The 20,850-nt window shown below is 66.7% G+C and carries 19 protein-coding genes; 4 read left to right on the forward strand and 15 right to left on the reverse strand.

From position 1 onward, the window contains the following. Nucleotides 1–26 precede the first annotated feature (26 nt). The 10 genes from ACFQQD_RS12415 to ACFQQD_RS12460 all read right to left on the reverse strand — a co-directional run bounded on the left by ACFQQD_RS12415 (nt 27) and on the right by ACFQQD_RS12460 (nt 11,904). Complete coding sequence (locus ACFQQD_RS12415; protein ID WP_378089769.1) at nt 27–1,244, reverse strand: adenosine deaminase; 1,218 nt, start codon at nt 1,242–1,244, stop codon at nt 27–29. After that, nucleotides 1,237–1,893, reverse strand: a complete 657-nt coding sequence (locus ACFQQD_RS12420; protein WP_378089772.1) for a DedA family protein — start codon at nt 1,891–1,893, stop codon at nt 1,237–1,239. The genes ACFQQD_RS12415 and ACFQQD_RS12420 overlap by 8 nt, the downstream gene beginning before the upstream one ends. A 9-nt stretch (nt 1,894–1,902) precedes the next feature. Further along, the gene (locus tag ACFQQD_RS12425) at nt 1,903–3,240 is read right to left on the reverse strand and encodes a thymidine phosphorylase (RefSeq protein ID WP_378089774.1); all 1,338 of its coding nucleotides are present in this window, start codon (nt 3,238–3,240) and stop codon (nt 1,903–1,905) included. Then, on the reverse strand, nt 3,237–3,680 hold the full coding sequence (locus tag ACFQQD_RS12430; protein ID WP_378090140.1) for a cytidine deaminase: 444 nt from the start codon (nt 3,678–3,680) through the stop codon (nt 3,237–3,239). The genes ACFQQD_RS12425 and ACFQQD_RS12430 overlap by 4 nt, the downstream gene beginning before the upstream one ends. Nucleotides 3,681–3,742: 62 nt before the next feature. Then, complete coding sequence (locus ACFQQD_RS12435) at nt 3,743–5,059, reverse strand: ABC transporter permease (RefSeq protein WP_378089776.1); 1,317 nt, start codon at nt 5,057–5,059, stop codon at nt 3,743–3,745. Next, on the reverse strand, nt 5,056–6,453 hold the full coding sequence (locus tag ACFQQD_RS12440) for an ABC transporter permease (protein WP_378089778.1): 1,398 nt from the start codon (nt 6,451–6,453) through the stop codon (nt 5,056–5,058). The genes ACFQQD_RS12435 and ACFQQD_RS12440 overlap by 4 nt, the downstream gene beginning before the upstream one ends. Beyond that, on the reverse strand, nt 6,450–7,997 hold the full coding sequence (locus ACFQQD_RS12445; protein WP_378089781.1) for an ABC transporter ATP-binding protein: 1,548 nt from the start codon (nt 7,995–7,997) through the stop codon (nt 6,450–6,452). Before ACFQQD_RS12445 ends, ACFQQD_RS12440 begins: the two co-directional genes overlap by 4 nt. Before the next feature lie 88 nt (nt 7,998–8,085). Beyond that, nucleotides 8,086–9,240, reverse strand: coding sequence for a BMP family protein (locus ACFQQD_RS12450; RefSeq protein WP_378089783.1), 1,155 nt, complete (start codon nt 9,238–9,240; stop codon nt 8,086–8,088). Between the two features lie 176 nt (nt 9,241–9,416). Continuing rightward, the gene (locus ACFQQD_RS12455) at nt 9,417–10,763 is read right to left on the reverse strand and encodes an amidohydrolase (RefSeq protein ID WP_378089785.1); all 1,347 of its coding nucleotides are present in this window, start codon (nt 10,761–10,763) and stop codon (nt 9,417–9,419) included. Further along, complete coding sequence (locus tag ACFQQD_RS12460) at nt 10,747–11,904, reverse strand: mannose-1-phosphate guanylyltransferase (RefSeq protein ID WP_378089787.1); 1,158 nt, start codon at nt 11,902–11,904, stop codon at nt 10,747–10,749. Before ACFQQD_RS12460 ends, ACFQQD_RS12455 begins: the two co-directional genes overlap by 17 nt. A gap of 210 nt (nt 11,905–12,114) precedes the next feature. Here ACFQQD_RS12460 and sdhC point away from each other — a divergent pair, with 210 nt between their 5' ends. The 4 genes from sdhC to ACFQQD_RS12480 are packed head-to-tail and all read left to right on the forward strand — an operon-like array spanning nt 12,115 to nt 15,635. Continuing rightward, a complete protein-coding gene (sdhC, locus tag ACFQQD_RS12465; protein ID WP_378089789.1) occupies nt 12,115–12,522 on the forward strand; it encodes a succinate dehydrogenase, cytochrome b556 subunit in 408 nt (135 codons plus the stop codon). A 3-nt stretch (nt 12,523–12,525) separates the two neighbouring features. Next, entirely contained in the window at nt 12,526–13,011 is a 486-nt protein-coding gene (locus ACFQQD_RS12470; protein WP_378089791.1) for a succinate dehydrogenase hydrophobic membrane anchor subunit, read from the forward strand. Between the two features lie 48 nt (nt 13,012–13,059). After that, nucleotides 13,060–14,847, forward strand: coding sequence for a succinate dehydrogenase flavoprotein subunit (gene sdhA / locus ACFQQD_RS12475; RefSeq protein ID WP_378089793.1), 1,788 nt, complete (start codon nt 13,060–13,062; stop codon nt 14,845–14,847). Continuing rightward, nucleotides 14,847–15,635 carry a succinate dehydrogenase iron-sulfur subunit gene (locus tag ACFQQD_RS12480; protein ID WP_378089795.1) on the forward strand — a complete coding sequence of 263 codons (789 nt, stop codon included), beginning with the start codon at nt 14,847–14,849 and terminating at the stop codon, nt 15,633–15,635. The genes sdhA and ACFQQD_RS12480 overlap by 1 nt, the downstream gene beginning before the upstream one ends. A gap of 105 nt (nt 15,636–15,740) precedes the next feature. Here the strand turns inward: ACFQQD_RS12480 and ACFQQD_RS12485 are convergent, their stop codons facing one another. The 5 genes from ACFQQD_RS12485 to ACFQQD_RS12505 form a co-directional block, all read right to left on the reverse strand. Further along, nucleotides 15,741–16,418 carry a hypothetical protein gene (locus ACFQQD_RS12485; RefSeq protein WP_378089797.1) on the reverse strand — a complete coding sequence of 226 codons (678 nt, stop codon included), beginning with the start codon at nt 16,416–16,418 and terminating at the stop codon, nt 15,741–15,743. 104 nt (nt 16,419–16,522) lie between these two features. Continuing rightward, nucleotides 16,523–17,806, reverse strand: a complete 1,284-nt coding sequence (locus ACFQQD_RS12490; protein ID WP_378089799.1) for an ABC transporter permease — start codon at nt 17,804–17,806, stop codon at nt 16,523–16,525. Further along, nucleotides 17,803–18,606, reverse strand: a complete 804-nt coding sequence (locus tag ACFQQD_RS12495; RefSeq protein ID WP_378089801.1) for an ABC transporter ATP-binding protein — start codon at nt 18,604–18,606, stop codon at nt 17,803–17,805. Before ACFQQD_RS12495 ends, ACFQQD_RS12490 begins: the two co-directional genes overlap by 4 nt. Before the next feature lie 175 nt (nt 18,607–18,781). After that, entirely contained in the window at nt 18,782–19,882 is a 1,101-nt protein-coding gene (gene trpS, locus ACFQQD_RS12500) for a tryptophan--tRNA ligase (protein WP_378089803.1), read from the reverse strand. Between the two features lie 55 nt (nt 19,883–19,937). Further along, nucleotides 19,938–20,822, reverse strand: coding sequence for an exodeoxyribonuclease III (locus tag ACFQQD_RS12505; protein WP_378089806.1), 885 nt, complete (start codon nt 20,820–20,822; stop codon nt 19,938–19,940). Between the last annotated feature and the right edge of the window lie 28 nt (nt 20,823–20,850).

The raw sequence follows: 20,850 nt of genomic DNA on the forward strand, positions 1-20,850 counted from the left end.
TCTCACGCGTCGTCAGAGTCCTCGGCTCAAGAATCCTCGGCATCGGGGAATTCCTCCAACGACTCCAGGCGCACCGGGCCGTCACCGTTGTGGTCGGCGGAGATCGCCTCGCCCCAGGACTCCACCAGCAGTTCCGCGAGGGACTCTCGCTCCTCGAGCGGCAGGAAGGCGGCCTCGGCGGCGTTGAGCTGGAAATCCAGCAACTCTTCCAACGAGTAGTCGAAGGCCTCGGCGAGCAGGTACAGCTCGTCGGTCAGGGAGACTCCGCTCATCAAGCGATTGTCCGGATTGATCGTGACGCGGAATCCGAGTTGAGCGAGCATATCGATCGGGTGCGTGGAGATGGTGCCGCCGTATCCCGCGACGGCGCCGGTCTGCAGATTAGAGGACGGGCAGATCTCCAGGGCGATGCCCCGGTCACGCACCCACGCGGCGGTGGCCCCGAGCTCCACCACGGCGTGGGCCTCACCGGCGGGCTTGTTCTCGCTGGCGTCGAACTCCACGGTGATGTCATCGGCGATGCGCACGCCGTGGCCCAGTCGCAACGCGCGGCCGTTGACCAACGCGTCGTCGATGGACTCGACGCCGTCGGACTCCCCCGCGTGGACGGTGGCCGGGAACTTCTGGGCGGCCAACCAGCTGAAGGCCTCGGTGAATCGCGACGGAGCGAATCCGGCCTCCGGTCCGGCGATGTCGAAGCCCACGGCGCCGGAGTCACGGTGCCGCACGGCCAGTTCGGCGATCTCCTGTGAGCGGTCGTTCTGGCGCATGGCGCTGATGAGCTGACCCACCCGGATGGGGGTGCCGTCCTCCTGCGCTCGGGCGACGGCCTCGTCCAGTCCGGACTGCACCGCCTCCACGGCCTGGTCCAGGCTCAGTCCGCCGGACAGGTGTTGCTCGGGCGCCCAGCGGATCTCGGCGTAGACCACACCGTCCTCGACCAGATCCTCGACGAATTCCCGGGCCACTCGCTGTAGCCCCTCGGCCGTCTGCATCACAGCAATGGTGTGATCGAAGGTCTCCAGGTAACGCTCCAGCGTGCCGGCATTGGCGGATTCGGTGAACCAGTCGGCGAGCTCGTCGGCGTTCTCGGCCGGAAGGTCATGGCCGATCTGGCGAGCGAGGTCCAGAACAGTGGCCGGTCGTAATCCGCCGTCGAGGTGGTCGTGGAGACTGACCTTGGGCAGTGCGGCCAGGTCGACGTCAAGGGGCGAGGGTGCGGAGAATTCGATGTCGTCAGTCACGTGGCGAGTCTACGGCGTCCGCTTCGCCGGGCTGACGCCGTGCCGCCATCCTGGCCATGATCTTCTGCAGGATCACGTCGACCAGCCATCCGACAGCGGCGGCGGCGATGACGGCCACCACGATCTGCAGCAGGGTGTTGTCGAGCCAGCCGGACGTGGCCCGAGCGATGCCGATCGAGTAGGCGGACCACAGGAAGGCAGCGAAGACGTCCAAGAGAGTAAACCGCAGTCGGGAGTATCCGGTGGCGCCGGCGGTGTAGTTCACTGCGACTCGGCCGCCCGGAATGTAGCGGGCGGTGCAGATCACCAGGGCTCCGTGATGCGCCAGCGCGGTTTGGGCACCCTGGACGGCACGGCGGAAGTGGCGGATCCGCATCCAGCGAAAGCGCTCGACGCCGATGCGCCGCCCCATCCAGTAGGCGATCTGGTCTCCGGTGACGGCCCCGAGTCCACCCAGCAGCCACACCCACCACAGTGAGACCGTGTTGTCGCCGTCGGAGATCGCCGCCAGGGCCACCAGCACCGACTCGGACGGCACCACGGGAAAGAACCCGTCGATGGTGCACAGCAGGTAGACCGCCACGAGAACCCACCACTGCCCCGCGGCGTGGAGGATGAGGTCCTCCAGGGCCCCGATGACGTCCGGCAAGGCCAGACCTCAGTCGATCCGGTCGATGATCAGCGGACGCGCGGTGAACGCCTCCGCCTCATCGGTTCCGGCCGCGGCGATGTCCACGCCGTTGTCCAGCGCGGCCAGGGCCCGGTCGAACTGCTCCGGGGTGTCTGTCAGCAGGGTGAGCAGCGGCTCCCCAGCCTGCACGGTGTCGCCCGGTTTGGCGTGCATCCGCACGCCGGCCCCGGCTTGAACGGGGGCGCCCTGACGAGTCCGTCCGGCACCGAGCCGCCAGGCCGCCAGGCCGACCGCCATCGCGTCCAGCCGGGTGAGCACGCCGGAGTTCGGCGCCGTTACCACGTGGGATTCGCGGGCGGTGGGCATCGGCGCGTCCGGGTCTCCACCCTGTGCGCTGATCATCCGCCGCCAGACGTCCATCGCCCGGCCGTCGGCCAGGGCTTCGGCCGGGTCCACCCCGGTCACCCCTGCGCCGGCCAGCATGGTCCGGGCCAGTTCCACCGTCAGGTGAACGACGTCGGCCGGTCCCCCGCCGTCGAGCACCTCCACGGATTCGGCCACCTCGATCGCGTTGCCCGCGGTCAGGCCGAGAGGGGTGTTCATCTCGGTCAGCAAGGCGGAGGTGTTCACGCCCGCGTCCCGACCGAGATCGACCATGGTGCGAGCCAGTTCCCGGGCCTCGCTCTCCTGCTTCATGAACGCGCCGGAGCCGCACTTCACATCGAGCACCAGAGTGCCGGTTCCCTCGGCGATCTTCTTGGACATGATCGACGAGGCGATCAGGGCTATGGCCTCCACGGTGCCCGTGACGTCGCGCAGCGCGTAGAGCTTCTTGTCCGCCGGGGCCAGTCCGGTTCCGGCGGCGCAGATCACGGCTCCGAGGGAGTCCAGCTGGCTCATCATCGCCGTGTTCGACAGGTCGGCCTGCCAGCCGGGGATCGACTCAAGCTTGTCCAGGGTGCCGCCGGTGTGTCCCAGTCCCCGGCCGGAGAGCTGGGGCACGGCGACCCCGTAGACGGCGACCAGCGGGGCCAGCGGCAGGGTGATCTTGTCTCCCACTCCCCCGGTGGAGTGCTTGTCTGCGGTGGGCCGGGGGCCGCCGTCGGGAGTGCGCAGCGCGGAGAAGTCCATCCGCTCGCCCGAGGCGATCATCGCGGCCGTCCAGCGGGCGATCTCTTCCCGGGACATGCCGTTGAGCAGGATGGCCATGGCCAGGGCGGACATCTGCTCATCCGCGACGACGCCGCGTGTGTAGGCATCGACCACCCAGTCGATCTGTTCGCCGCTCAGCGCCTGCCGGTCGCGCTTGGCGCGGATGACCTCGATCGCGTCGAACGGCTCCGCGGCAGAACGCTCGGGGCTCATCTGGTCCTCTCGAAGTACTCGGTCATGTGCTCGGGGCCGAAGGCCTGCGGCAGGACCTCTTCCATGGTCAGCTGGCCCTCCGGGCTCATCAGGAGCATCCCGGGAGCGTGGAACTCGTGCAGCAGCTGGCGGCACCGTCCGCAGGGCATCAGGATCTCGCCGTCACCGTTGACACAGTAGAAGGCCACGATCTTCCCGCCGCCGGACATCTGCAGATGGGACACCAGGGAGCACTCGGCGCAGAGGGTGAGGCCCAGCGAGGCGTTCTCGATGTTGCACCCGGAGACCACCCTGCCGTCGTCCACCAGTGCGGCCGCGCCCACCGGGAAGGAGGAATACGGCACGTAGGCCCGTGTCATGGCGGCCCGCGCCGCCGATTCCAGCCGTTTCCAGTCGATACCGGAACCGTTCTGCCCGATGCGCGGAATCGATGCGGTCAGCGGAATGTCATCGGTGAACTCGTCGTCGGCCCCCGGAACGGGGGCATCAGTCGCCTCCACGGCTACTCCTTCACGTAGGGTGACCCGGCCGCGGCCGGGCCTCTGGATCTGCCGACCAATCCTGCCACCACCAGCACGGTGACGAGGTACGGCAGCATCGCCATGAACTGGCTCGGCACCGGAGTGCCCAGGATGGCCAGGACGAACTGCATGTTGGTGGCGAACCCGAACAGCAGGGCCGCGAAGAACGCTCCGATGGGGTTCCAGCGGCCGAAGATCACGGCGGCCAGCGCGATGAAGCCCTGCCCGGCGGTCATCTCCTTGGAGAACGAGGAGGAGGACACCAGGGTGAAGAACGCACCGCCCATGCCGGCGACGGCGCCACCCAGCAGCACGTTGAGGTAGCGGGTCCGCACCACGTTGATGCCCACGGTGTCCGCCGCCTTGGGGTGCTCCCCCACGGCGCGCACGCGCAATCCCCATTTGGTGTGGAACAGCCCGATGTACAGCACGGCCACGATGACGTACATGCCGTAGCCCAGGATCGTCTGTTCGAAGAGGATGGGCCCGATCACCGGGATGTCTGCCAGCACGGGGATGCGCAGGTTCGGGAAGTGCGGCGGAGAGTTCAGCACGGACGAATTCGAGGAGAGCACGGTGCTGAACAGGAAGCTGGTCAGCCCGGCCACCAGCACATTGAGCACGACGCCGACGATCACCTGATTGACCATGTACCGGATGGCGAACACGGCCAACAGCACCGAGACGAGCACCCCGGCGACGACGGCCGCCAACAGCCCGGCCCAGACCGAACCGGTCACCGAGCCGGTGATGGCAGCGGTGAAGGCACCGGCCAGCAGCTGGCCCTCGATCGCGATGTTCACGACGCCGGCCCGTTCCGAGAGCACTCCGGCCATCGACCCGAAGATCAGCGGCACGGCCAGCACGAACGAACCGGAGATCAACCCGGTGAGGAACACGGTGGTGGTGTCCGCGGCGCCGACCACCCAGACGAGGAAGCCGACCACGAACAGCACGGCGAAGACCGCCGAGACCCAGCCACGGACGGAGCCGGACGCGCGCACCAGCAGGAACCCGAGGACAGTAAGCGCGGCCAGCAGAACGGTGATGATCCAGCCGACGGCCACCGTGGGGGCCACCAGGTCGGGGATGTGGACGACGTCGTTCTCGGTGGAGATCCGGAAGGTGGCGGACTTTCCGGAGGCGGCGAGCGCGAACACCAGCAGTGAGACCAGCGTGAGCACGGCGAAGGCGGCCGGGGTGGTCCAGTGACGGACGATGTCCTTCTGCGGTTCCGCCGCGGCGGCACCTCCCGAGGGGGCACCGGGGCTGGTGGGCGCGGTGACGGTGGTGCTCATCGCTGTTCGCCTTCCGCCGGTGTGGTGGTACTGGGTTCAGGTTCTTCCGCCGCGGCGTCGCCGAGGGCCTCGCCGCCCGCGTCGTCCGCGGCTTCGCCCGTGGCGTCCGCACTGGCGTCTCCGGCCAGGACGGGCTGGACCACCGGGTCAGCGGTGCGGCGCTCCTGCAGCGCACCCGGCTTCGGCAGCCGGAAGATGGTTCGGACCAGGGGCGGCGCCGCGATGAACAGCACGATCAGGGACTGGATGATCAGCACGATGTCGATCGGGACGCCGGTCTCCGTCTGCATGGTCACGCCACCGGCGCGCAGAGCACCGAACAGCAGTCCCGCCGCGAACACGCCGACCGGACTGGACCGGCCGAGCAGGGCCACGGTGATCGCATCGAAGCCGAAGGATCCGGCGACGTCCGTGTTCAGCATGCGTTCGGTGCCGGCGACCTGGCTCATGCCGGCCAGCCCCGCGAGGCCGCCCGAGGTCGCCATGGCCACGACGTACATGGTCTTCACGGACACACCCGCGGTGCGGGCGGCGTGCGGGTTGGCACCCACAGCCCGCAGCTGGAAACCGACCGTCGAGCGCCGCATCAGCCACCACGCGAAGACGGTGGCCAGCACGGCGACGACGAATCCCCAGTTCAGCCGGTAGGCCTCGCCGAACAGCAGCGGGAACTGCGCCGTCTCCGGCAGGAAGGCGGACACCGGGTTCGTGGAGCCCTCACGCTGCAGCACCGGTGTGTAGAGCAGGAACGTGACGAAGTGGACGGCCACGTAGTTGAGCATGATGGTCAGGATGACCTCGTGAGCGCCGGTCAGGGCCTTGAGGACACCGACCACCGCACCCCAGACCGCGCCGCCGAGGATGCCCATGATCAGCACCAGCAGCAGGTGCAGTCCGAAGGGCAGCTGCAGATGGACGCCGAACCAGGTGGCGAAGATGGCCCCGAAGATCATCTGGCCCTGACCACCGATGTTGAACAGGCCCGAACGGAACGAGATGGCGATACCCAGGGAGATGATGATCAGCGGCGTGGCCACCGTCAGGGACTCCATCAAGGGATAGATCGCATCGCCGAAGGAGTCGTCCTGGTAGTTGAAGACCGCTCCGCGGAACAGGGCCGCGTAGGCCGCGGCCACCGCTTGCCAGGCGGCGGCGATCGTGTCTGTGGGACGGGCGAAGAAGTACCCGGCCGCCTCCGTGACCTCCTCGTCGGTGACGATGATCAGGATCGCGCTGATCACCAGCGACAGGACGATCGCCAGGACGGTGACCATGCCGTTGCCGGCGACCACCTCGCGCAGCGAGAACGATCCGGACCCGCGGGAGCCGCCGTCGGGCGTCGGTGGTGCCGGCTGGCCGGAGTCCGGGGTGTCCTCGGTGGTCACGGCGCTCATGCCGTCACTCCCTTCGGGGTCTCGCCCGAGTCGGGCGCGGTGGCGGCGGTCGGCATGACACCGGCCATCATCAGGCCGAGGTCGTCACGCGAGGTGTCACCGGGCACAATCCCGATGATCCGTCCGTGGTACATCACCGCGATGCGGTCGGCGAGTTCGAGCACTTCGTCCAGTTCTGTGGAGACAATCAGCACCGGGGTGCCGGAATCACGTTCGCGGATGATGCGATCGTGGAGGAATTCGATCGAGCCGACGTCGACGCCGCGGGTGGGCTGGGAGGCGATGAACAGTTTGAGGTCGTCCACCAGTTCACGGGCCATCACGACCTTCTGCTGGTTGCCTCCGGAGAGTGTGCCGACCGGAAGGTCGACGCCCTGGGTGCGGACGTCGAACTCCCGGACCCGGCGCTGCGCCAAGTCGCGGATCGCGGCCAGGTTGAGCTGGAATCGGTTGCCCGCGGGAGCGCGGTCGAAGCGGTTCAGCACCAAATTCTCCGCGACCGTGAAGGAGCCGATGAGCCCGTCCGTGGAGCGATCCTCGGGAACGAAGCCGACGCCGGCCCGGATGATCTGCTTGGTGGTGCGGCCCAGCAGTTCCTCACCGTCGAGCCGGACGGAGCCGTGGGCCTTGCGCAGCCCCGTGATCGCCTCGGTCAGTTCGGTCTGCCCGTTGCCCTGGACGCCGGCCACCGCGAGCACCTCGCCCTGCCGGATGCCGAAGGAGACCTGGTCCACCAGGCGCACGCCTTCCGGGCTCACCACCGTCAGGTCGGAGACACTGAACGTCTCCTCGCCGAGATTCGGCGCGGACTTGGACAGGCTCAGACCCACCTCACGGCCGACCATCAGGGCCGCCAGCTCCGACTGATCGGCGTCCGGATCGGCGGTGCCGACCAGTCTGCCGCGGCGCAGCACGCTGATGACGGTGGAGATCTCCTTGACCTCACGCAGCTTGTGGGAGATGAAGACGACGGCGGTGCCGTTGTCCCGCAGGTGACGGATGATGTCCAGCAGCTCGTCGGTCTCCTGCGGGGTGAGCACGGCGGTCGGCTCGTCCAGGATGAGCACGCGGGCGTCTCGGACCAGGGCCTTGATGATCTCCACGCGCTGCTGGACGCCGACCGGAAGGTCCTCCACGATCGCGTCCGGGTCCACCCTGAACCCGTACTCGTCCGAGATTTCCCGGATGCGACGGCGCGTGGCCTCGAGGTCGAGGACGCCGGCGGCGCGAGTGCGCTCGTCCCCCAGAGCCACATTCTCCGCGACGGTGAACACCGGAATCAGCATGAAGTGCTGGTGCACCATGCCGATCCCGGCCGCCATCGCGTCGCCGGGTCCGTGGAACCGCACGGGCTTCCCGTCCACGAGGATCTCCCCCGCCGTCGGCTCGTACAGGCCGAATAGCACGTTCATCAACGTGGACTTGCCCGCCCCGTTCTCCCCCAGCAGGGAGTGAACCTGGCCGGACTCGACCGTCAGGTCAATCGAATCGTTGGCCGCGAAGGTCCCGAATTTCTTGGTGATGCCGCGCAACTCGAGTTTCACCGTGCTCCAGCCAATCTGATCCTCCGTTGACCCGCCCGGGGTCCTTCTGCCGTGAAGCCCCGGGGTCTGCCGGCGGCCCGTCGATGACTCAGGTCTCGGGTGAGTAGTCCGAGTCGACCTCGATGGAGCCGTCGATGATTCCGGCCTTGATCTCGTCGAGCTCGCTCTTCATCTCGTCCGAGACCTCGGAGTCGAAATCGTGGAACGGCGCCAGATCGACGCCACCATTTTCGAGGGTACCGACGTAGGGCTCGCCGTCGAATTCGCCGGCCAGGTCGGTCTCGATGACGTCCTTCACGGCCTCACCCATCAGCTTCACGACCGAGGTGAGGATGAGCTCGCCGTGGTCGGTGGTCTCGTAGCCGTCGGAATCGACCCAGATCACCTTGACGTCCTTGCCACCGGAGTTGGCCGCGGTGACGGCATCCAGCGTGCCCAAGCCCACCGGCCCGGCCACGGGCATGATGATGTCCGCGCCCTCATTGATGAAGTTGGTGGTGTTGGTCTTGCCGGCAGCCTGGTTCTCAAAGTCACCGGTGAAGGAGCCGTTGGCGGCCTCGCGGTCCCAGCCCAGCACCTCGACGTCGGCGTCCTTCTGCTCGTTGTAGTAGTCCACGCCGGCGGCGAAGCCGTCCATGAAGATGGTGACGGTCGGGATCTCGGCGCCGCCGTAGGTGGCGACCTTGCCGGTCTCCGTGGTGCCGGCGGCGAGATAGCCGGCCAGGAAGGAGGCCTGTGACGTGTCATAGACCAGCCGCTTGACGTTGTCCGAGAAGTCCGGGTCGGTGACGTCGACGCCCATGAAGTGCGTCTCGGGGTTCTCTTCGGCGATCGGCTTCATGGCGTCACCGAGCAGGAATCCCACACCGATGATCATGTTGCAGTCCGCCCGGAGCATGGAATCGACGTTGGGCGTGTAGTCCGAGGGGCTCGTGGATTCAGCCTGCTTGTGCTGGATGCCGAACTCCTCCTTGGCCGCCATCAGCCCTTCATGAGAGGACTGGTTGAAGGAACGGTCGTCGAAGCCGCCCGCGTCGGAGACGATGCATCCGGTGTAGTCGGAGTTGTCCGAGCCCACAGCCGGGGCATCGGAGGCCGTCTCAGCGCCCGAGCCACCGCCGCCTTCCTCCGGGGCCGCGCCGCAGCCGGCCAGCAGCAGAGCGGAGACGCCGAGCATGGCGGCCGGGAGAAGACCCCGGCGAGATCCGGAGCGGGAAGGGCGGGACAGGGAGGTGATGGCCATAGTGATCCTTCGGTGCGAGAGGTGGGTGCGAGAGATGGGTGCGAGGGGAGGACAAGAGTAGGGCGGAGGACAGTTACCCGGGAGTTTACCCAAAGTTAGGAGTAGTCGCTTCACATCGATCCGAGCACCCTCCGGCCCACCGGCACGGCGGGACTCTGGCCGCTCGTGAATTGCCGCTACTGTACTCCGGCAAGGGCGCGCAGGCAGGCAGCGGTGAAAATCCGCATCCCGACGCCGATGGCCCGCTCATCGGGTGCATAGTCGCCCATGTGCAAGTCGTAGACGGGGCCACCGGGAGTCCGGGTGCCCAGGCGCAGCATGGCCCCGGGGACCTGCTTCGTCATCCACGCGAAGTCCTCCCCGCCCATGGACTGGTGCGTCAGCTGGATGGCGCGCGAACCCAGTTCGCGGCGTGCGGCGTCCTCGATGAGGTCCGTCTCGGCTTCCGTGTTGACCACCGGTGGCACACCACGGATGTGTTCCAGATGGACCTGGCCACCGAAGGGCTTCGCGACCTGCTGGACGATCTCGTCCAACAGATCGCCGGCCGATTCCCAGACCTCGGCGTCCAGGCACCGCAGCGTGCCGGCGAGATAGCCGGAACCGGGGATGGCGTTGGGAGCCGAGCCGGCATTGATCTGTCCCCAGACCACAGAGACGGAGGACCGGACGTCGATCCGCCGGGACAGCACGGCCGGAACCCGGACGGCGATCTCGGACAGGGCATAGACCAGATCCTCGGTCAGGTGCGGACGCGAGGTGTGGCCGCCGCGGCCGGTCAGGCTGATCTTGATCGTGTCCGCGGCGGAGGTGATGGCACCGATGCGCGTGCCGATCGTGCCGACGTCGAACCGGGGTTCGCAGTGAGCGGCCAGGATGCGCGGGACTGACGTCAGCACGCCCTGTCGGATCACGGAGACCGCCCCGCCGGGCAGACGTTCCTCGGCCGGCTGGAAGACGATCCGGATCCGGCCGTTCAGGGGAATGCCGGTCAGATCGGGCACGGGATTCGGGTCCGCATCAGGCAGCGGGTCCATCCCGGGAACGGTGTGGCCGGAGATCAACGCCTGCAGCGCCAAGGCCGTACCGACCATCACCGAGGTGTGGATGTCGTGTCCGCACGCGTGGGCGACACCCGGGGTCTGGGACGCGTAATCCAGTCCGGTGAGCTCGGTCAGCGGCAGGGCATCGATGTCGGCGCGCAGACCGAGCACGATCGGACCGGTGCCGATGTCCACATAGGCGCCGGTGTTCTCGAGCTTCACCGGCGAGAGCCCGGCCGCCCTCAGGGTCTGCAAAATCCGCTCGGTGGTGCGGTGTTCGTCATCGGAGAGCTCCGGATGCGCATGGATGTCCCTGCGGAAATCGACGACTGCCGGCTCAAGCCGGTGAACCAGCGGGGTGACACTCGGCAGACCGGGGTCGTCGGCGACCGACGACGACCGTGCCGAGTGAGAGGACGATGATGAGTCCGACGGGTTGGGCGGGTTGGGCGGGTTGGGCGGATTAAAGGACGTCGTCATCGCCGTGGGCCTTGAGCGATTCCACCGCCTGCTTCACCGACTGCGCGTGTTCCGTCGTCGTGACCAACAGGGCGTCCGGGGTGTCCACCACCACGATGTCCTCGACTCCGATCAGGGCGATCACGCGCTGGGTGTCGGTTACCACCACGCCGGAGGCCTTGGAGGAATACACCCGTGGCGTCTCCCCGATGACGGTGATCCCCGAGGCGCGCTTGGCCGGGTTCAACCGGGCGATGGCGGCGAAGTCACCAACGTCGTCCCACGTGAAGTCGCCCGGGATCACCGCGACGTCGCCGGCCGCGGCTGCCGGTTCGGCGACCGCGTAGTCGATCGCGGTCTTCTTCAGCCCCGGCCACACCCGAGCCATGGTCTCGGCCTGGGAGTCGGTGCCCCACGCCTGAGCGATCTCCACCAGTCCGGCGTGCAGCGCGGGCTCGTTGGCCTTGAGGTGCTCCAGCATCAGTGCCACCGGGGCCACGAACATGCCCGCATTCCAGAGGTACTCCCCCGAATCCACGTACTGCTGGGCCACGTCCTCGGCCGGCTTCTCCACGAAGGCGGCGACATCTTTGGCATTCGGGGCGCCCTCCACCGTGAGCGACTCTCCCTGGCGGATGTAGCCGAAGCCGGTGGCCGGGTGCGTGGGCTTGATCCCGATGGTCACGATCTTGCCGGTGGCCGCCGTCGCCACGGACTCCGCCACGGCGGCCTGGAACGCCTCCACCGGGCCGATCACCTGGTCCGCGGCGAAGGAGCCCATGATGGTCTCCGGGTCACGTTCGAACAGGATCGCGGCGGCCAGGCCGATGGCCGCCGCCGAGTCCTTCGGCTCCGGTTCCAGCACCATGTCCTGGCGGTCCAGATCCGGCAGCTGTTCCCAGACGGCATCCTCGTGGGCTTCACCGGTGACCACCATGACTCGATCGCTGGCCAGGCCGGCCAGCCGGTCATACGTGGCGCGGATCAGCGTCTGGCCCGACCCCGTCAGGTCGTGGAGAAACTTCGGAGCCGCGGCGCGCGAGAGCGGCCACAGGCGGGTTCCCACGCCCCCGGCGGGAATCACACCGTAGAAGCGATCCAGTCCGGGAATGTTCGCGGGATCCACGGAGGGCAGGCCAGTTGGTTCAGGGTCAGTCGTCACACGGGCCAGCATAGGTGACCGCCGTCCCGGTTCCCGGTTGCGCATCGCCCCGGGTGACACGCGCCACAACCAGTGCCCGCCGGGTCAAAAGTGGGGAACACTGCCTCAAGAAGGACTAGTCTGTCACGGAGGAATGCACTCGCACCGGCGTTCCCTTTGTGCGCACCGGACGTGGCACAGGCGCCCTTGCGATCCCTGGGAGGTTTAACAGTGTCAACTGCGACATCAGCGCAGGCCCCGGCGAAGTCCGGCCGTGGGACCCTGTACCGCGGCACCGAAGGACAGTGGTCGTGGGTCATCCACCGGATCACTGGCGTCGTCATCTTCTTCTTCTTGTTGGTCCATGTGCTGGACACCTCATTGGTGAGAGTGTCCCCGGAGGCCTACAACGCCGTTCTCGGCACCTATAAGAATCCGCTGATGGCTCTCGGCGAGGTCGGGCTCGTCGGTGCGATCGTCTTCCACGCCTTCAACGGTGTGCGGATCATCCTCGTGGACTTCTGGAAGGGCGGCACGCAGCATCACAAGAAGATGCTCTGGGCCGTGGTCATCCTGTCGATCATCACCATCGCCGCCTTTGCCATCCGTCACCTGATGCTTGCCCTCGGAGGTCACTGAGCCATGAGCGCCCCCGCTGAAACCACCATCGCCGCGCCCCGCACCGGCCGCATCGATCCCCGCTTCACCCGGGACCGTTCCGCCAGCGGCAATTTCGAGATGTCCGCGTGGCTGTTCATGCGCCTGTCCGGCGTGGTTCTCATCGTCCTGATCTTCGTTCACCTGTTCTCCAACCTGATGGTGGGCGACGGCATCAATGGGCTCGACTTCGGCTTCGTGGCCGGCAAGTGGGCCGATCCGTTCTGGCAGTTCTGGGATCTGGCCATGCTGTGGCTGGCCATGCTGCACGGCACCAACGGCGTCCGCACGATCATCAACGACTACGCCGAGCGTGATGGCGTGCGGTTCTGGCTCAAGATGGTCCTGTACTCGGCCACCGTCGTCATCATCGTTCTGGGCACCCTGGTGATCTTCACCTTCGAGCCCTGCCTCGTCGGCCCCACAGGGAACCTGCTGGAGTCCTCCCCGGCGTTCTGCGCAACGGCCTGACGCACACCCCTCGACCCACCGAGACTTCCAAGCAGAAAGAACCCACGAATGCAGGTACACAAGTACGACGTCGTGATCGTCGGTGCCGGCGGCGCCGGCATGCGCGCGGCGATCGAGTCCGGCCAGCGCGCTCGCACCGCGGTACTGACCAAGCTTTACCCCACGCGCTCCCACACGGGCGCGGCCCAGGGCGGCATGTGCGCCGCACTGGCCAATGTCGAAGAGGACAACTGGGAATGGCACACCTTCGACACCATTAAGGGCGGCGACTACCTGGTGGACCAGGACGCCGCCGAGGTGATGGCCCAGGAGGCCATCGATGCAGTGCTCGATCTGGAGAAAATGGGGCTGCCGTTCAACCGCACCCCGGAGGGCCGCATCGACCAGCGCCGCTTCGGCGGCCACACCCGCGACCACGGCAAGGCGCCGGTGCGCCGCGCCTGCTACGCCGCCGACCGCACCGGTCACATGATCCTGCAGACCCTGTATCAGAACTGCGTCAAGCACGATGTCGAGTTCTACAACGAGTTCTACGTTCTGGATGTGCTGCTGGTGGACGAGCCGGGCACTCGCCCGGACGGGACCGCGTACACCCAGAAGCGCGTGGCCGGCGTCGTGTCCTATGAACTGGCCACCGGCGAACTGCACATCTTCCAGGCCAAGTCCGTGGTCTTCGCCACCGGCGGTTCGGGCAAGGTCTTCAAGACGACCTCCAACGCCCACACCCTCACCGGTGACGGCATGGCCATCGCCTACAGCAACGGTCTGCCGCTGGAGGACATGGAGTTCGTCCAGTTCCATCCCACCGGCCTGGCCGGGCTCGGCATTCTGCTCTCCGAAGCGGCCCGCGGTGAAGGCGCCATCCTCAGGAACTCCGAGGGCGAGCGGTTCATGGAACGCTACGCCCCGACCATCAAGGACCTGGCGCCCCGCGACATCGTGGCGCGGTCCATGGCCGAGGAGGTCCGGCAGGGTCGCGGTTGTGGTCCCAACAAGGACTACGTGCTGCTCGACCTGACCCACCTGGAGCCGGCGCACATCGACGCCAAGCTCCCGGACATCACCGAGTTCGCCCGCACCTACCTGGGCGTGGAGCCGTACACCGAGCCGGTGCCGGTCTTCCCGACCTGTCACTACGTCATGGGCGGGATCCCGACCAACATCAGGGCCGAGGTGCTCCAGGACAACGAGACCGTGGTTCCGGGCCTCTACGCCGCGGGCGAGGTCGCCTGCGTGTCCGTACACGGTTCGAACCGCCTCGGCACCAACTCGCTGCTCGACATCAACGTCTTCGGTCGCCGGGCGGGCATCTACGCCGCCGAGTACGCCGCGACCGCCGACTTCGTGCCCCTGCCGGAGAACGGCGAGGCGCCCACGGTCCAGCACATCGAGAACCTGCGCTCCGCCACGGGCACCGAGCGCGTGTCCGACCTGCGGGCCCGCCTGCAGGAGGTCATGGACGCCGACATGCAGGTGTTCCGCACCGATGAGTCGATCCGCCGTGCCCTGGCCGAGATCGCCAGCCTGCGCGAGCGCTACGAGAACGTCTCCGTGCAGGACAAGGGCAAGCGGTTCAATCTGGACCTGTTGGAAGGTCTCGAGCTGGGCTACCTGCTGGACATGGCCGAGGCCATGTCCGTGGCGGCCCTGCACCGCAAGGAATCCCGCGGCGGCCACTACCGCGAGGACTACCCGGACCGTGATGACGAGAAGTGGATGAAACACACCATGCTCTACCGTGACCCTGAGTCCGAGATGGAGGGCATCAAGGGCATCCGGTTCGAAACCAAGCCGGTCGTTGTCACCCGTTACCAGCCGATGGAGCGTAAGTACTGATGAGCACCACTGAAACCGAACCAGCAGAGGCCCCCTCCAAGATCGATCTGGGCGAGCAGGGTGGAGGCGGTGACATCCCGAGCTTTGAGGTCACCCTCAAGGTCCGCCGCTACCTCCCGGAGACCACGGAAGATTCCTATTGGGACGAGTGGACGATCACCATGTACGGCACCGACCGCGTGTTGGACGCCCTGCACAAGGTCAAGTGGGAGATCGACGGCACGCTGTCCTTCCGCCGTTCCTGCGCCCACGGCGTGTGCGGTTCCGATGCCATGCGCATCAACGGCCGCAACCGTCTGGCCTGCAAGACCCTGCTCAAGGACTTGGACCTGTCCAAGCCCGTCATGGTGGAACCCATCAAGGGCCTGCCGGTGGAGAAGGACCTGATCGTGGACATGGATCCGTTCTTCCAGTCCTACCGGGAGATCATGCCGTTCCTGGTCAACAACGGCCCGGAGCCGACCCAGGAGCGCCTGCAGAGTGCCGAGGAGCGCGAGCGGTTCGATGACACCACCAAGTGCATCCTCTGCGCCGCCTGCACCTCGTCCTGCCCCGTGTTCTGGACCGATGGCCAGTACTTCGGTCCGGCCGCCATCGTGAACGCCCATCGGTTCATCTTCGATTCACGCGATGACGCCGGAGACATGCGGCTGGAGATCCTCAACGACAAGGAGGGCGTGTGGCGCTGCCGCACCACCTTCAACTGCTCGGAGGCCTGCCCGCGTGGCATCCAGGTCACCAAGGCCATCACTGAGGTCAAGCAGGCGGTGCTCGCCGGCCAGTTCTGATCGGCCAGTTCTGGTCTCGACCGCAGACGTAGAAAGCCCCCGGGAGGAATCCTCCCGGGGGCTTTCTGTTGTATCAGTTCAACTGCTCTTCTGGTTCAGAGCCGATCAGTTGGCGGAACGGGCTTTCGCGTAGGCGGCAGACTCCTTCGAGAACGCCGTCAAGAGCCACCAGATGTTCACGACCACGAAGACGATGCCGATGACGATGCTGGTGATGGTGATCCCTGGCGCCACCTCCATGCCGACCCCCAACTGAGTGAGGCTGTACAGCACGGACAGCGAACCGATGATGGCCATGACGATGCCGAGGATCCTCGCCCAGTTCTTGCCCTTTCGCAGGCCGAAGAACACCACCAGGTACAGCACGATGGCGATGATCAGAGAAATGGCGGACATCAGATAGGCCGCGCCCGCACCGAAGGCGATCGCGTCCTGGATCTGCTGCTCGGACAGGCCGCTCGTCGTGGCCTGCGAGCGCATCGTCTCTTCGAGGATGTCCCGGTTGCCGGCGCTCACGAAGCTGACGATGCTGGAGATCACGTAGACCGCGAAGGACGCCAGCGTCAGTTTCTTCAGCAGAGCCCACTTGGGCGGCTCCGACATCTCCTGGCCGACCGCACCGGGGTTGTAGGCATCGGTGCCGAATTTGGATCCCTGCTGGGGAGCGCCCCCATAGGGCTGCTGGCCGGGTTGCTGGTACGGCTGACCCGGCTGCTGGTAGGGCTGCTGGCCGGGCTGATCCGGCGTGCCGGCACCGTAGGGCTGCTGTGGATTGTCGGTCATGAATGGTCCCCTCTCATCGTGAAGTTCTGCTTCGAAGTCTGGAACAGTTTGCTCGCGCTGTACAGGTGTCGTTTCCGTGCTGACAGGCGGATTGCTCCAACAGCCTATTCGTACCGCAGGGCCTCGATCGGATCCTTCTTGGCGGCGCGAGCGGCCGGCATGGTCCCTGCCAGGAAAGCGATGACGAGGATCAGCGCGACGATCAGCAGGATGGACAGCGGGTCGACGGCGAACAGGCTCAGTCCGGCCACACCGCTGAGCGGTCCGTTGACGAGCGCAGCGTTTCCGACCACGCCCAGGAGGACCCCGAGTCCGACGCCGATCACGGACCCCATGACGCCGAGCATCACGGCCTCAGTGGAGAACAGACCGAACACCTTGCCGCGGCCCATACCCAGGGCCTTCATCAGACCGATCTCGCGAGTACGCTCCTGCACGGACATCAGCAGCGTGTTGATGATGCCGAAGCTGGCCGCGAGCAGCGCGATGAGCGCAAAGCCGTTGAGCACCCAAGTCACGGTGTCGATGATGCCGGTGATGACGCCCAGTTGGTCCTCCAGGGTCATCCCCATCAGCCCTTCCTCGGACAGGGCCTGCTTGATCTCCGTCTCGTTGGCCTCGATGTTCTCCACCGTGGCGACGGCCTGGGCGTAGGTCTGCGGCTGGTCCACGTCCAAACCGGAGTTCTGGATGTCGTTCAGTTCCCGGTTCAGCGCGCTGGAGGGCATCGGGCTTCCGCCCACACCCGAGATGGCCTGCTCGGAGACGCCGACGACCTCGGCCCCGACGGTCTGCTCCTGCTGGGCCAGGTCCTTCAACCCGATGGTGACGCTCTCGCCGATCACGTCCTCCGGATTGTCCGTGTCAAAGGCCGGGAGCCAGGACTCCGGAATGGTCATCTCCATGGCCTCCGGGTCGGGTTTCTCCCCCGCGGCCACCTCCATACCCGCGGCGTCGGACGGGAAGCCCAGATCGGACAGCACGAACTGGTCACCGGACTCGGTCTCCAGGTAGTCGGCGGAGACGAAGACGATGGGTTCCACCTTCGTGATCCCGTCGATGCCCTCGATCGTGGAGATGTCGTCCTCGGTCAGCATCTGCATGCCGAACTCGCCGGTGGCCTCGGCCTCCTCAGGGTCGTACTCCTGGGGCTCTCCGCTGCCTGGCATCTGCTGAGCGGGATCGATCCCGGGCATGACATACATCTGGTTCGTCTCGCCGAAGCCGGAGACCATGGAGTCCACGTACTTGTTGATGCCGGCGCCGAGTCCCGAGGTCAGGGTCAGGGTGAAGGCGCCGATGACAATGGCAATGACGGTCAGAAAGGTTCTGGTCTTGGACCGCATGGTGTTGCCCAATGCGGTCCCGACGACGTCGACGGCCCTCATGCCTGCTCCTCCCGTGCGCGGCGGGGGCCCTGGTCCGACGTCGGAGCCGGAGCGTGACGCGGTGTGTGACGGGGAGCCTCGCCGACGCCGGCCCCGGCGGCCTTGGCCGTGTCACCTCGATCATCGGCGATGATCAACCCGTCCTGCATGAGCAGGCGACGATCACAGCGCGAGGCCAAGTCGTCGTCGTGGGTCACGATCACCAGGGTGATACCGCGCTCGCGGTGCAAGCCGAAGAGGATGTCCTCGACGACCTCACCGGTGGAAGTGTCCAGGTTGCCCGTGGGCTCATCCGCGAAGAGGACCGTCGGATTGTTGATCAGGGCACGGGCGATGCACACGCGCTGCTTCTGTCCGCCGGAGAGGTCCGTGGCCTTGTTCTTGGCCTTGTCCGCCATCTCGAGCTGCTCGAGGACCTCCATGCCGCGGCGCTTGCGCTCTGCCTTGGAGACGCCGGCGATCTTCAGCGGCAAAATGACATTCTCCAGCACCGTCTGGTTCGGGTTGAGGAAGAACTGCTGGAACACGAACCCGAAGGTCTCGTTGCGCAGCCCGGAGATCTGCGCCGGCTTCAGCTGACTGACCGGCCGCCCCTCCATCGCCACCACACCGGAGGTGGGCTCATCCAACAGCGCCAGCAAGTGCATCAGGGTCGACTTGCCCGATCCGGACTTGCCGACGATCGCCAGCGATTCGCCCGGGTGGATTTCGAAGGTCAGCCCTTTGAGGGCATCGAAGCGGGCCTGGCCACGCCCGTAGACCTTGACCAGGTTCTCTGTCTCGAGAACGGGTGATGACATGCGGGACCTTTCCTTGTGACTTTCGTCGGGGCGGAATTCCCTGTCAGTATGTCAGGTCGCCGCGCCGTGTTGACGCCGGAAACAGGCCCCCTGGCCAACAGATGACAGGTGTCATGGGTGTCCGGGCAACGGTGCATCGGTCCGGCGGCCAGTGCTGTCAGGACGGCCGGTGCGGTCAGCGACTAGGCGTCAGGAAACCCGACTTCGAGTAGACCTCCGCCAGCACCGGTGCCGCCACCGCGCGGGCCTTGGCCGCACCATGGTCAAGCAGCCGGTCGAGCTCGGCCGGGTCGTCCAGCAGCTCCAGCGCGCGCGTGCGGATCGGGGTCAGTCGCTCGACGACGGCCTCGGCCAGATCCACCTTGAGGTGGCCGTACATCTTGCCGACGTAGGCCTCTTCCAGCTCCGGAATCGACCGGTCGGTCACGGCGGCGAAGATGGAGAGCAGGTTCGAGACCCCCGGCTTGGCCTCACGGTCAAAACGGACTTCGGTGCCGTCGTCGGTCACGGCGGACTTGATCCGCTTGGCGGTGACCTTGGGCTCGTCGAGGAGATTGATCAGGCCGTTCGGAGAATCGGCCGACTTGGACATCTTGGCCGTGGGGTGCTGCAGGTCGTAGATCCGGGCACCGTTCTCCGGATAGAAGCCGGACGGGACCACGAAGGTCTCCCCATGCCGAGAGTTGAACCGCTGCGCCAGGTCCCGGGTGAGCTCGACGTGCTGACGCTGGTCGTCACCCACCGGCACGCCATGTGGCTGATACAGCAGGATGTCGGCCGCCATCAGCATCGGATAGGCCAGCAGCCCGACGCCGGCCGATTCCGTGCCCTGCTTGGCCGCCTTGTCCTTGAATTGCGTCATCCGCTCGGCCTCGCCCATACCGGTCATGCACATCAAAACCCAGGCCAGCTGGGCGTGCTCGGGCACCTGCGACTGGACGAACAGCACGGATTTCTCCGGATCGATGCCGCCGGCGATGAACTGGGCCGCGGTGTTCCGGGTCCGGTGACGCACGGCTTCGGGATCCTGCGGGGTGGTGATGGCGTGCAGGTCCGGGATGAAGAAGAAGGCGTCGAACTCCTCTTGAACCTTCACCCAGTTCACGAGCGCGCCGAGGTAATTGCCCAGGTGCAGGGAATCGCCAGAGGGCTGCATGCCGGAGAGCACACGGTGCTTGGTGCCGGCACCGGGCAGGTGGGCGGTATTGGAGGTGTCCTGGGCCAGGACATCCGCCGGGGAGATCCGGCGCGGCGGGCGATGGGTGGGTTCGGTCATGCGAAAGTCCTCTGGTGCGTCAGGGCGAAGATCTCAGTCGGCGATCAGACCGAGATCAGAACTGGTAGTCGATCACGAGCGGGGCGTGATCGGAGAAGCGGGTGTCCCAGCTCGGGGCACGGTCGACGACGGCGCCGGTGGCCTTGGCGGCCAGTTCGGGGGTGGCCATCTGGTAGTCGATGCGCCAGCCGGCGTCGTTGTCGAAGGCCTGGCCGCGCATGGACCACCACGTGTAGGGCCCGTTCACGTCTCCGGCGAGCTCACGGTGCACGTCCCGGTAACCGATCTCCTCACCCAGGAACCGGTCGAAGTAGACTCGCTCCTCCGGCAGGAAGCCGGCCTTCTTGACGTTGCCCTTCCAGTTCTTGATGTCGCGCGTGGTGTGCCCGACGTTGAGGTCTCCCGTGATCACCGCATAGTCCCGCGACTGCTTCAGCTCGGGGAGGCGACGGGCCATCTCGTCGAGGAAGCGGTACTTGTCGACTTGCTTCGGGGTGTCCACCTCACCGGAGTGCACGTAGGCCGAGACCACGGTGAGCACTTTGCCGTCCGGAGCGGGCAGGTCTGCTTCGATCCACCGGCCGGCGTCGTGGAAGTAGGGATCTCCGATGCCGACGCGGACCTCGCTGGGCTCCAGGGTCGTGGCGATGGCGACGCCGGCCCGGCCCTTCGCGGCGGCCTCGGTCTCGACGACGTGCCAGTCCTGGCCGGTGATCTCCTCGAGGAGCTTCTCCACGATGTCTCGCGGCGCCCGGACTTCCTGCAGGGTGAGGATGTCCACACCCCGGCCGGCGAACCACTGGCCCATGCCTTTGCGGTGGGCTGCGCGAATGCCGTTGACGTTGACCGTCGCCAGGCGAAGAGCGCCCTCAGCCTTCGGGGCATGAGCGTTGGCGTGGACGACGGCGGGCTGCTGAGCTGCGGTATCGGCGGAAGTCACGCGCTCCAGCCTATCGCCGTTCCACCCC

Source organism: Citricoccus sp. GCM10030269 (assembly GCF_042665635.1).
In the GTDB taxonomy this organism is placed as follows: Bacteria; Actinomycetota; Actinomycetes; order Actinomycetales; family Micrococcaceae; genus Citricoccus.